At 60.1% G+C, this 12,353-nt stretch carries 9 protein-coding genes and 1 pseudogene; all 10 read right to left on the bottom strand.

All coding sequences use genetic code 11. From position 1 onward, the window contains the following. Positions 1–132: 132 nt before the first annotated feature. Positions 133–1,389 carry an amidohydrolase family protein gene (locus AB7008_RS08035; protein ID WP_157158159.1) on the bottom strand — a complete coding sequence of 419 codons (1,257 nt, stop codon included), beginning with the start codon at positions 1,387–1,389 and terminating at the stop codon, positions 133–135. A gap of 76 nt (positions 1,390–1,465) precedes the next feature. Next, the gene (locus AB7008_RS08030; protein ID WP_018645256.1) at positions 1,466–2,161 is read right to left on the bottom strand and encodes an ABC transporter ATP-binding protein; all 696 of its coding nucleotides are present in this window, start codon (positions 2,159–2,161) and stop codon (positions 1,466–1,468) included. Continuing rightward, entirely contained in the window at positions 2,154–2,888 is a 735-nt protein-coding gene (locus tag AB7008_RS08025; protein WP_018645257.1) for an ABC transporter ATP-binding protein, read from the bottom strand. The genes AB7008_RS08030 and AB7008_RS08025 overlap by 8 nt, the downstream gene beginning before the upstream one ends. After that, entirely contained in the window at positions 2,875–3,885 is a 1,011-nt protein-coding gene (locus AB7008_RS08020; protein ID WP_018645258.1) for a branched-chain amino acid ABC transporter permease, read from the bottom strand. The genes AB7008_RS08025 and AB7008_RS08020 overlap by 14 nt, the downstream gene beginning before the upstream one ends. A 65-nt stretch (positions 3,886–3,950) precedes the next feature. Beyond that, entirely contained in the window at positions 3,951–5,171 is a 1,221-nt protein-coding gene (locus AB7008_RS08015; RefSeq protein ID WP_035711494.1) for a substrate-binding protein, read from the bottom strand. Beyond that, on the bottom strand, positions 5,168–6,031 hold the full coding sequence (locus tag AB7008_RS08010; RefSeq protein ID WP_035711497.1) for a branched-chain amino acid ABC transporter permease: 864 nt from the start codon (positions 6,029–6,031) through the stop codon (positions 5,168–5,170). Before AB7008_RS08010 ends, AB7008_RS08015 begins: the two co-directional genes overlap by 4 nt. 845 nt (positions 6,032–6,876) lie before the next feature. After that, positions 6,877–7,733: pseudogene (locus tag AB7008_RS08005) on the bottom strand (pyruvate kinase); the annotation flags it as partial. A gap of 145 nt (positions 7,734–7,878) precedes the next feature. Beyond that, positions 7,879–9,654 (bottom strand): FAD-dependent oxidoreductase, encoded by a 1,776-nt coding sequence (locus AB7008_RS08000; protein ID WP_049802025.1) that lies wholly within the window; start codon positions 9,652–9,654, stop codon positions 7,879–7,881. After that, positions 9,651–10,511: a phosphoenolpyruvate hydrolase family protein gene (locus tag AB7008_RS07995; RefSeq protein ID WP_035711502.1), complete on the bottom strand. Its 861-nt coding sequence runs from the start codon at positions 10,509–10,511 to the stop codon at positions 9,651–9,653. The genes AB7008_RS08000 and AB7008_RS07995 overlap by 4 nt, the downstream gene beginning before the upstream one ends. After that, a complete protein-coding gene (locus tag AB7008_RS07990) occupies positions 10,504–11,673 on the bottom strand; it encodes a Tm-1-like ATP-binding domain-containing protein (protein ID WP_035711506.1) in 1,170 nt (389 codons plus the stop codon). Before AB7008_RS07990 ends, AB7008_RS07995 begins: the two co-directional genes overlap by 8 nt. Positions 11,674–12,353: the final 680 nt, after the last annotated feature.

The following is a 12,353-nucleotide window of genomic DNA, read 5'->3' as shown; positions in this document are numbered from 1 at the left end:
TGGCTCATGGCCTTAATCCACGCGCCCTGCTCTTTCCTGGGGGGCGCGGTAACCGGAACGCTATCCGTCATTTTTCGGTTTCAAGTCGGCTCTTCGGATCAACTTTTTAAAATCGCGAACGAAGTGCAGCAATCAGGACAGTCTGAAAAGCTCCCTCGCGTTCTCGCCAAGGATCCTGACCGCCAAGCGCTCTGCGTCTCGGGGGCGAAAGTAGCCGCTCGCAACTTTTTCTTTCAGAACCTCGCCGATGAGCCGGCGTGCGCCCTGTATCGCGGCAAATGTCTCCTCAACGTGAAGACAATCTCCTCCGATCATCATTCGCGATTCATCCGGCAAGACTTCAATAGCCTCGTGCAGGGCCAGCTTGAAATGGGACGGGCTCAACAGGAAGGACCAGCACAAATCGAGCCAAACATTGCGGTACACAAAAGCCATTCCCAACAAGTCCCGGCTCCAGGGATAGGCCAAATGCATCAGCAGAAAACGGGTCCGAGGATGACGCTCAATCAACCCGGTCATGCGTAGCGGGTGGGAGCCGCTTATGATTGCCGTTCCAAGATGAGTTTGGACTGGCAGGCCGGCTTCGCCTGCGAGCTGACAAAACAAATCGACGACAAAGTCACAGAAAGCCTTGCGCGCCGCAGGGGATGGAGACCTTTGTCCCCAGGCCTGCCGAGCGAGGTCCTCGTTCGGTTCGTCAAAGCTTAGATCGCGGTCATAGGCGAGCGCGTTTTTGAGCGCAACGTGATTGCGCCGGGCGCAGCCGGCTACGAGCTCCCGGATTGCGTCGCAATAATCGTCGAAGGTTTTCACCTCCATGCCGAGGCGCCGCAGCAACGTATGGCCGCAATTTCCATTGTGATCGCGAGATTCCGGGTGCCAGCCGAGGGCGAATGCATTGATCCGCAGGACCGCATCGTAACTCTGCCCTAGGACCGGCCGCGGATCCATCAACGGATCGAGAAAAGGGTCCGTTACGATCCTTCCGATGGCGGCGCGCCCAATGACTTCACTTGGCCATGTCGCCTCCCTGTGGCGCAAGCGCACCAAAGCGTCTACTGCCTCCCAGTTGTCGCGCGTGATTCCGGTTTCGGCGACGCCGTAAAGCTCGGCGACACCGCCGGCGAGGTTACGAACGAATGCATTTGAGCCGCTCCTCTCCAGGAACGGAGCAAGGGCCTCCCAGGTGGTTGGCTCGGTAGCGGTAGATAACATATCGCCAGTCGCCTTGGGCTCGGATGGCAGGACGTGGCTTGTCCAAGCCGCATAGCTCTGCTGGAACAGTTTCAAAAGATTCACGTCCCGGCTATGTGCGACCTCGGACATGTGATGTTCATGGACATCGACGACCTGGCACGCATTCACAAAATCGCTCATGGTTTTGGACATCGTCCCTCTCTGTTCAGTCATCGCAAGGAACTTCAACGCGCCATCTTTCGGGCGTGGGATGGCAGCCGGGACGCCTCTACGGCGCCAGATACGTCAAGAGCCGCGGGTCGTCGCGCAGCTGTTGCGACGGGCCCGACAGCGCGACACGGCCGCGATCGACCACATAGGCCTGCTCCGCGACGCGCATTGCGAGATCGAGATGTTGCTCGACGATGATGATCGCGATCTCTCTGGCTAGTTCGATCAAGCGCTCGGTGATCTCCTCGATGACGCCGATCCAGACACCCTCGGTCGGCTCATCCAGCAGGAGGAGTTTGGGGTTTCCGAGCATCGCGCGGGCGATTGCGAGCATCTTGCGCTCGCCACCGGACAACGTTCCGGCCGGCTGATCCAGACGCTGGCCGAGTTTTGGAAACATCATCATGACCCGGTCCACTGCCGATCTATCGCGGTGCAAAAGCGATCCGACGGCGAGATTGTCGCGCACCGACAGGCGCCCGAACACTGAATGCTCTTGCGGCACATATCCAATGCCGGCCCGCACCCGCTCTTCGGTTCGGCGGCGATCGATATCTTGGCCGTTGAATTGCACGCCGCCCCTCCATGCCGGCAGTTCGCCCACGATCGCCTTCATGAGCGTGCTCTTTCCGGCGCCGTTACGGCCGAGGACGGCCACACCGCCCCGCGGTGGGACGGTCATATTGACACCGAACAGCACCTGGCTGCGTCCGTAGCCGGCGTCGAGATGCTTGAGATTGAGGAATTCAGGCACGGCGCAAATAGATCTCCTGGACGCTTCTGTTGGCCTGGATCTCGGCAACCGTCCCCGACGCCAGAACCTTGCCCTGATCGAGCACGGTTAGCCGGTCGCAGATGTCTCGGATGAAATCCAGGTCGTGCTCCACGATGACAAGCGAGCAATGCTGCTTGATCGGCTGCAGCAACTCGCCCGTGACGCGGCGCTCCTCAAGGCTCATGCCACCGGTCGGCTCGTCCAAGAGCAGAAGGCGCGGCCGGCATGCGAGCGCCATCGCGATCTCCAGCCATTGCTGCTGACCGTGAGAAAGGGTCGCCGCAGCATCAAACGCGCGATCGGCGAGCCGGAACTGGAGGAGCAACGTCATGACCTCCTCGTGCAGTCGTCCCCGACTGCGCGAGAACGCCAGATCCAGCAGTGAGGACCGGGCCTGCAGCGCGAGCAGGATGTTGTCGTATAGCGTGAGGGTCGGTAGCACGGCGGTGATCTGGAATTTCAGGCTCATGCCCGCTCGCGCACGCTCTGGCGGCGTCAACGAGGTGACGTCAGTATTGATGAATGTCACCTTGCCTCGCGTCGGCACTAGCGCACCTGCAAGACACTTCATCAGCGTGCTCTTGCCCGAGCCGTTCGGCCCGATCAGGCCATGAAACTCTCTCTCGCCGACGCTGAGCGCCGCTCCGTCCAGCGCGGTGAGTTTGCCAAAGACCTTGGAGATGCCGGCGGCTTCAAGGAGCGGCATTGCGCTTCTCCTTCAGGCTCGGGCCGAAATGACCTACACGTTCCCGCTCGCCCAGCACGAGGCTGATCAAGCCGAGGGGGCGGAACAGAATGACGAGCAACAGCAAAACGCCGAGAATGATCGGCCAGATATCGCGATAATTGTCGGAGAGCCAGAAGCTGAGGCCCTCAACAATCGCGGTGCCGATGACCGCACCGATCAATGTCCCGGAGCCGCCGAACAAGACGTAGAGCACGACCTGGGTAGACATGACCACGCCCAGCATGTTCGTCCAGACGAAGCCCTCGTGAAACGCATAGAGGCTGCCGGAAGCACCTGCGATCGCGCCGCTGATTGCGAATATGATGGCCTTCAAATGCTGCACATTGTAGCCGAAGAAGGCGATGCGCTGTTCATTCTCTCGCAATCCCGCCAGTGCCAGACCGAACTGCGACCGCAGCAAAAAGCGCGACAGAAGGTAGATCAGAACCAGAATGGCGAGAACCAGATAGTAAAATCCTGGTCCCTCGCTCAATTCGTGCGAGCCGATTGTCATCGGCGGGATCGAAGGGATACCGTTCTGGCCGCCAAGATAATGAGAACCCCGAGCGAGCCGATCGGCTGCATAAGCTCCGGTCATAGTACCAAGCGAAACGAAGACCACACTGGAGGGGTGACGGCCAAGCAGCAGGAAACCTGCCAGCAACAATGCCGCTACAAAACCGATCAAGGTTCCGGCCGGAAGAACGGCAAAAATCGATGCGACCCCGAAATCGCGTGAAAGCAGCGCCACACCGTAGCCGGCCGTGCCGAAGAACAACGACTGACCCAAGCTCAAGATCCCGGCATAGCCCCACACCAGGTCGAACGACAACGCGAAGAGGCACAGGATGAGCACTCGCGTTGCATAGACAGTGATGTAATCCCGCAGGACGAGCGGTGCGATCGAAGCGGCAATCAGCAATGCCAGTTCGAGAATTGGAAGCACCTTCGTTCGCCCTGCGATGGCAGATGCCATGACGGGCGAACGAGCAGCTTCAATCACGTGTGGCGGGGGCTGTGTGCCAGTGCCGGTCGATGACATCAGCACTCCTTCGGATCGACCAGGCCGGCGCTACGCGCGACAATCTCGTACTGGCCGCCCTTCGCCACTCCAATGTACATGTTCATCCTGCAGTGGCGCTTGCCGGGCGCCATTTCGGCAGGCCCGCCCGGCCCTTCCGCAATCTTCGCGTGGTCGAGGGCGGCGGCTACCGCGTCGCGGTCAATTGTGCCGGCCTCCTTCACTGCAGCCTCCCACAGCTTTAATCCTCGATAGGTGCCGGTCGCGGCGCTGCCTGCCGAGAACCGGAACTTGGCTGGAAATTGTTTGTCGTAGGCCGATTGAATCCTGGCGCTTACCGGATCCTCCGCCGCAAGCATCTTGTAGTAGTCGAGGCTGCTCGCGAGCCCTTCAATCTCTTGGGCCTGGTTCATTTCCAGGAAATTTTCGTCGTAATAGACGCACCCCAGCCGCCCGCCGTTTTTGGAGAAGCCGGCTTGATAGAGCTGTTTAAAGAACGGGCTGACGCCGGGCGGGACAATGGCGTTGAAAACCACGTCGACTTTGTTGGATATGATCCGGCTAACTGTGGAGGAAAAGTCAATCTGGTCGAGCGGGTAGTATTCTTCAAAGACGACTTCGCCACCGCTGCTCTCGATCACCTTGCGTGCATAGGCGTTGATTGTTTGCGGCCAAACATAATTGGAGCCAGGCAGGGCAAAACGCTTACCACCATTTTTGATCAACCAGGGAATGAACTGGTCACAATTCTGTGCCGGTACCGGTCCCGTGCAGAACAGATAGGGCGTGCACTCTTTACCTTCGTAACCTTCCGGATAGATATAGAGCGTCTTGCCGCGAGAGATAATGACGTCCTTGATCGCATTGCGCATCGAGCTCGAGATACCGCCAATCACCAAGTCGACCTTGTCTCGCTGGATCAGCTTTCGCACATTTCCCACGGCGACGGATTCGTCGGAGGCAGTATCCTCAATCAGGAGTTCGATCGGGCGTCCCAACAGGCCGCCGGAGTCGTTGATCTCCTTGACCAGCATGCGAGCGACATTGGCGTCAGTGTTGCCGGCAAAGCCAAGTGACCCGGTAAGATCGGTCGCAATGCCAAGCCTGATCGGGCCTTCCGCAGCATTTGCCCAATCCGGGCGAATTATCCAGCTGCCCGGACCCGCCGCGATGGCGGCGGAGGCGAAGGCGAAATTGCCGAGAAAGCGGCGGCGGCTCAGTTGACGGCTGGCGTTGATCATCGGTTGACCCCTCTTCCCGAAACAAGGCCTTGCGGCCGGAACTTGATGAAAATGATGGCAAGCACGAACACCAGAACGTCGGCGATAACCGGTGACATCAGCCAAGGCAGCCAGGCACTGAACGTGCCGATGACGCCGGCGCCAGCGACTGGGCCGGCGAAGGACCCGACCCCACCGACCATCACAGCAACGAAACCCTGGATAAGAAAGCGGATGCCGAGATCGGCGAACAATGAAAAGACCGGCACGATCAGCGCGCCGGCGAGACCCGCGAGTGCCGCACCAAATGCAAAGGTGACGCTGTAGATCATGCCCGTGGAGATGCCCGAGGCACGCGCCAGCTGTGGGTTCTCCAGCGAGGCGCGGACTCGCAGGCCGAACGAGGTGTAGGCGAGCAGAGCATGGCTCGCGGCCATGACCAGCAAAGTGATGATGACGATGACGCCGCGCCAGGCGGCGAAATGCAGACTGCCGATCGTGATAGAGCCACTGATTGGCTCCGGCACCGAGAGATACAGTCCCCCGGTCAGGCCGCGCACGGCTTCGCGAATGATCAGCCCCAGCGCATAGGTGCCAAGCATGGCGACGATTGGAGCGGCATAGAATCGGCGCACCACGAGTTTTTCCAGGACGAAACCAAGCGTGCCGACCGCGACGGGCGCGGCAAGCATGCCGAGCGGGACCGGCAAACCGACGCTGTGCATGAGATAAGTGACGTAAGCGCCGAGCAGGACGAACTCGCCTTGGGCGAAGTTGAAGATGCCCATCATGCTGGCAATGATCCCGAGACCGAGCACGACCAGCACAACAATGGCACCGAAGCTCAAAATCTCGAAGGTCGCGATAAGTAGCGTATCCATGCTGCTGCGTCACATTCCTTGGGCTTGCGAGCACAGCTTCTTCACGCCGACCGCGCGAAGGCGTGAGCTACTCGTTGGAATGCGAAGGGCTGCTGTCACAAGAGCGCTCCTGGAAGGTCATCCCGGCAATGGGAGTTGCAGGCGATGGTGGGCTTCTAGGGCGGCCCGCCTGTCGGCGCTTCATTCACGACATGCGGCTCGAGATTGCCTAGATCAACGTAGGGAGATTTGGGTAATGTTGGGTAATGTTGGCCAGGCGACCGACATTGCGGACACGTTAAAGAGGTCCTACGGCGGGTCGCCGGCCGTTCTCGCCAGCCCAATTTCGATGCAGCCAAAAGCGATAGAGAGCTATCCGCATGCCCTCACCGCAGGCTCCCGCAAACGCGCGCGTCGTTAGCGCCTACCGAACTATCGGAGGAAACCAGAAGAGCTGACGCACCATTTGCGATGGCCGCAGGCCGTGAGTTCAGCACCGAGAAGGCATCAAGTCATTGTGGCCGAGCACCTGGCTTGCCGACCAGCGGAAATGTGAATTCAATTCCCGCACCCGCAAACGTGGTCCACAGAGTCTGCAGCAGATCGTCGGATGCGGGAGGCGTGTCATTGTACTCTTCGAGCCGCCTGATGACGGCGCACGATAACCCGCTTCGCTCGGCCAACTGCTTCACCGACCAGTTCAGCATCCCCCATGCGGCTCGCAATTGCCTCCCCGTGAGCTTCGATGCGGCTCTCCGCTCCCTTGCGAGTATATCGTAATGCGCGTCGATCTACACGCCGAGCCACTCCCTTACACCGCCATAGCTGTTGCCGAGCGGTACAGCGTGCATCGATGGCAACGAGAAGGTCGCTGTCGGCGCAGTGATCATCGAGTCCGGCATCTGGGTTGCGACGATGACGGGCTTGGCAACAAGCCGGCAGGCCCTGACGACTCCTTTTGCCGGCCCAGCACCTCCTCAGGGGGATTTCAACCCTGAGGTCGCCTCGCGCGACCATGATGGCGTCTGACAAGTGGATCATATCCCAATACGATCAAGCGCCATCGGGGTCTCGATCTTGGCAACGCCACCGGCGGCCTCACCGATCAAAGCTCGTGCCTCGACCAGGTCAGATGGTTTCTGAACAAAGGACAGCAACCCAGTCGACGCCAAGCTCGAGGCCGAACGCAAGATCGGCTCGATCCTTCTTGGTTAGAGGCGAGATCTTGAGCAGCGCGCCTGGCAGGCTGGCGCCCTTGTGATCACGGATGACGCCGCCGATCACAACGCACGCCATTCTCCGTTCAGAACCGAGCTTTTCGACGACTAGCTAGACGAACGCCCATCGTCAATGAGCAGGGCCTGACCGGGATAAGCGGCTGCGAATATTTCTGGATGAGGCCGCGGGATTGACTGCTTCCCGCCTGTCTCTTAGCGCGAAGCAGACCGTCTCCCCGGCATCCAGCGCGAGCTTGCCTTCATCGAGCCGGCCAATGCGGATCTTCGGGCCTTGCGGATCCTGCAGCACGCCGATCGGCCGATTGAATTCCAGCTCCAGCGCACGGATCGAGACGAGCACACGGGCGTGATCGTCATGGGTCCCCGCGGCTGAAGTTCAGCGTGAAAGTATCAGCCCCCGAAAGATAGAGCGCACAAAGCTTTTCAGGTGATGCGGTTGCCGACCCAACGGTTGCGACAATCTTGGCATGGCGTGAGCGGCGCATCGTGCCCCTCTAGTTCAGAAGATAAGTTCAGCATCAAACGAGATAGGGCCGCTCACAAGGTATTCAAAGCGAGCTGGCCGACGTTGCGCACTTTCGCTCTCTCCACCGTCCGTCGTTGCTGGACCAAGAGGTGAAAACACTGCACTTATGCACCGGATGCCGCCGCCGTCTGTCCCTGATGGGTGGATTGTACGATGCTGTTCACCGCGCGGTAGGCGAACACGATGGCTGGTCCGATCGTAATGCCGGCCCCAGGGTAGATCCCACGCATCGGTGAAGTCATGTCGTTGCCGCAGGCATAAAGACCTGCGATCGGCACGCCGTTTCCATTTAGGACCCTTCCGCCAGGATCCGTTGACAGGCCGGTCGCAGTTCCAAGGGTCGCCGGGACAATCGGGAGCGCAATGAATGGCCCGTTCTTGATAGCTCCAAGGTTCGGGTTTTTCTTTCCAACCGCGGGATCTCCCAGGGTTCGGTTGAAAGCCGATTCACCGCGTTTGAAAAGCGGATCGCGCCCTTCAGCTGCGTGGGCATTATGTTCTTCAACGGTCTTTTGGAGCTCTTGCGGGTCGAGGCCCAATTCCGCCGCAAGCTCCGCAATCGTCCGGCCAATCTCGATGTAACCCAAGCGGGCATACTTCTTGATACTCAAAGTCCAGGGCCAGGGGAGCAGGTGTCCCATGCCTCTGAGGCGGACGAATTCCTTGTCGCAGATGAAATAGAACCGCTTGTCCGCCGGATAGCCGCTATTGAACATGGCAAGACAGATGTCATGGTACGAATTGGATTCATTGACGAAGCGCTTAGCATTTGGCCCCACCGCGATGACACCTGGACGGCCACGATCGAGCCAGCCGTACGGGACCACTTGCGAGGAGCGGCCGTTCCTGAGGATCGACACGGGCGTCCAGAATCCACTCGATGCAACGTCATTATCGATCGCAGCTCCGAGCCTGCCTGCGAGCGCAATGCCGTCTCCTGTGACATCGCTGTGGGCCAGCGTATCATTGTGCTGGTGGGCTCGGCTGAGCTGGGCTCGCAATTTACCGTTCCGCGCAAAGCCACCGGTTGCCAGGATTACTCCGTGCGAGGCTCGGACGCGGAGATCCGTGCGATCCCGCTTGAGGAGTGCGCCAGTAACTCTCCCTCCCTCCCTCATCAGATCAACCGCTGGGCAGCTTGGCCAGATTTCAGTGTCGTATCTGCGAAGGCTTGCCAATAACCGCGCGATCAGAGCATTGCCGCCACTGAGTTCAGTGCCCCTCCTGTAGCGCAGCCGGTCGCCTGCGTAGCGGCTGACCCGGCGAAGGACGTGCTTGAGCGAGGCAGCCGACTGGAAGGGATTGAGAAAGCTTCTGACCTCGCCGGACGAAATCATCATGCCGCCGAGCACGACGCGAATCGGATCACTTATCAGGTCGAAATCCTTGCCGAGAAGCCGTCCGTCGTAAGCTGCGGGGCTCAGCGCCCGGCCCATGTCGATCCCGCCGATCTGGCTCGAATGATAATCCGGAGCGGAGGCCAGTGTGAACTTGACTTCACTCCCATTCTCCAAGCTGGCGAGCGCCGTTGGGCCGTCTTCAAGATAGGCATCCACGAAGTCGGGGCGATAGTAATCGCCAAGTTCGTGTTGCAGATAGATCTTCGCATTCGCAATCGAATCATCGATTTTCGCCGCTCGAGCCTGCATTGAGCATGGAACCCAGATCATGCCGTTCGAGAGGGCGGTCGTGCCACCGAGCCGGCCAGACTTCTCGCATACCGTCACGCGAAGTCCGGCTTTTGCCGCATAGAGCGCCGCGGACAGCCCGGCAGCGCCGCTGCCGATCACGAGCACGTCCGTCTCCCAATCGTGCGTCGGCTTGTTCGCTTTGGAGGAGGAAGCGGTACTAGGTTTCAATTTGGTGATCGGGTTGTTCATTCCTGCCTCGGTGCAGATTTCTGCATTGATTGCTGACGCTTTCGCGGGAGCGGAACGGCTTTGAATTCTTCGGCTGCAGCTTTCACCGCCCGCTCGATCGGAATCCGTTCGATGGAGGAGGCGCCAACGAAACCGACACATCCGGTAGACCGGTAGACTTCCGAGGTATCCTGGGGCTCGGCGATTGCCCCGCCATGGCAGAGAAGGATGACTTCCGGCCGAACGGCTTGAGCGGCAGCATTGATCTCGTTGATGCGCCTGATGGCCTCTTCGATCGACTGTCCCGCCTCATGACCCACAAGCCCGCCGCGCGTTGCGCCGACATGTGGGACAATGCAGTCGGCTCCCGCGGCTGCCATCGCCTTGGCATCGTGCGGGCTTGCGACATAGGCGAGGGAGAAGATGTTCTTCTTGCGGGCCGCCGCGATCAGCTCGACCTCACGCTCGAAGCCGAGCCCGACGCGGCCACGACGCTCGCGCCATTTCTCACCCATCGTTGAAATGGTCGGGTAATTGATCACGCCGGAGAATCCGGCAGCCCAGAACTTGTCCAAGAGATCATCGAGCTCGAGCCGGAGGGGATCCCAGGCCTCGACACCGCCTATAACAGGAACCGAGGAGACGACGTTGCGGATCTCCGCCGCGAGCTCGAGCGTGCGCGCATTGGAATCGCCGATCCGGCTCGTCGGCAGCCCCATCAACCGCGACAGCCCGGTGCTGTAGACCACGAGCATGTCGGCGCCGCCGAGAGCTGCGCATTTTGCGACGAGGCCGCAACTGCTCGCCGCGGCAAGCACTGCCTTTCCAGCCTCAACTTGAGCTGTGATCTTTGCGAGTATTTCGGCCCGATCAAACATCCGCAACTGATGAATCTCCTGGTGTCAATTGTTCGACGATCCACGATGCGGCCGCCTCCGCAAATTCCGGATCATTGATGTGACAATCCAGCTCGCGGGCGATGATCGATCGCGGCAGATGTCGCCTGACCGCGTCGAACCAGGCCCTATCGGCTTCAGGGTTTCGAAAGATGCCGCCGTCCCGGTCATAGTCAGAGACCCCCTTGACCGGCCACAGAACGAGGGCGGGCGCCTTTGCTTGCGAAAGGCGCTCGGCTGTGAGCCTGCCTATGCGCTCATTCTCCGAGACGGTCGTACGCATGAGCGTCGTGAAGGGGGTATGCGAATAGAATTGGCGCTCCTTGAACTCGGCAGGCACGCTCGAGGGAGGGCCAAAATTTACCATATCGACGGCCCCCGGGGCGATGAGCTGCGGAATCATGCGGCGAGATGCTGCTTTGAGCCGACCCGGACCCGCACTAGCGGTGCCGCCGACAAGCTCGTCAGCGAGCTCGGTTGTGGTCAGATCGAGCACCGCATCGAACTCGCCGGCGGACACGAGCTGCTCCATCTTGCGGCCCCCGGCGCCATTGGCCGGAAAGACAATCGCGTCGATGCCTGCCTCTGCCAGCCGCGCGACACAGCGATTTGCCGCCGGCGTCGTGACCCCAAAGGCCGTGATCGCAACCGTCTTCTTCTTCCGCCGATCCTGAGCGGGCACATAGCGCATCGCCGCAATGGCCCGCCCCGCATTGTCCAGAACGCGTTCGGTGAACGCGTTGATCCCGAAAAGATCGACCAGGGTCGGATAGAGGATGATGTCGTTGTGGAGGGCCAATTCGGCCAGGAGGGCTGGCCTCGCGCTGCTCACCAGTAGCTTCGGGAATCCATACGGCAAATCCGATACAACTTCACCGAAGACCGCGCTGCCTTTGCCGCCCGCCACGCCGACGATGGCGTCGATCGCACCTGATCGGAGGAGCTCCTTGACCTCTTCACGCGCGCTTGCAGCTATTTCCCGCAAGACCTCGGCGGGTGAAACCACGCGTGCATCGCTGCTGTTCCTCCGGTTTGATGTGCCTACATCAATCGTAAGAGTCTTGCGGCCCCACTGTTCGATGACGCGCGCGAGATAAGCGGTTTCGCGGCCCTTTGTGTCCAGGGTTGCGACGATCGCGGCCATGCCCGCAGGATCGCACCGCTGACCATCCCGGATCGACCTTTCGTCGTCCGCGTAATGGTGAGACACGATCTTCCTCCTGGACGTTTCTGGACACCTGGAGGTCTAGATCGGAGTGAAATGGCCCATAAGCCCGGATACGAGCGCGATTGGGTAAAGTTGGGTAGCTCCAAGCGGCCATAGCAGCAGCCGCTTCATCCTGAGCGCCACCGTAACGAGGGAAGCCGCCTCTCCCCTTTGCAAGGAGGCGAGCGTCAGCTGGCGGAGCTTTGTGGTTTGGGCCGCCCGCATCGTCGGCGCGCTCCGAGACAAAAAGATGCCGCTGCCGGAATCTTCCAGCAGCGGCGCGAGTCAGGGAGGAAGCAGACGAGCCGGTCTGCTAGCGGATCCGTAGGACGCAGCGATAGCTCGCCCGGAATTTTCTACCCGAGACGCTTCACGGGCCCTTTTTCAGAACGAGCCGAACTCGGGCAGCATCGGCAAATCGTATCCGGCTCACAGCAAGGCGCGGAGAGGCTACTCAAGCAAGAACGGCTATGACGGCGTTAGCGTTCATCGCATCCAGCCGAGCCCGGCTCCCCCGCCGAAGAAAGACATGACATTGCTCCCCCAAAGATCGACGAGTGGTGGTCTAGACCTCGATGGAATGGCGTGTAAGATCGGCGAAAGGTTCAAATGGGTAG

The organism is Bradyrhizobium sp. 521_C7_N1_3 (assembly GCF_052075975.1).
Classification (GTDB): domain Bacteria; phylum Pseudomonadota; class Alphaproteobacteria; order Rhizobiales; family Xanthobacteraceae; genus Bradyrhizobium; species Bradyrhizobium japonicum.
This window is presented reverse-complemented; position numbering and strand designations above follow the sequence as displayed.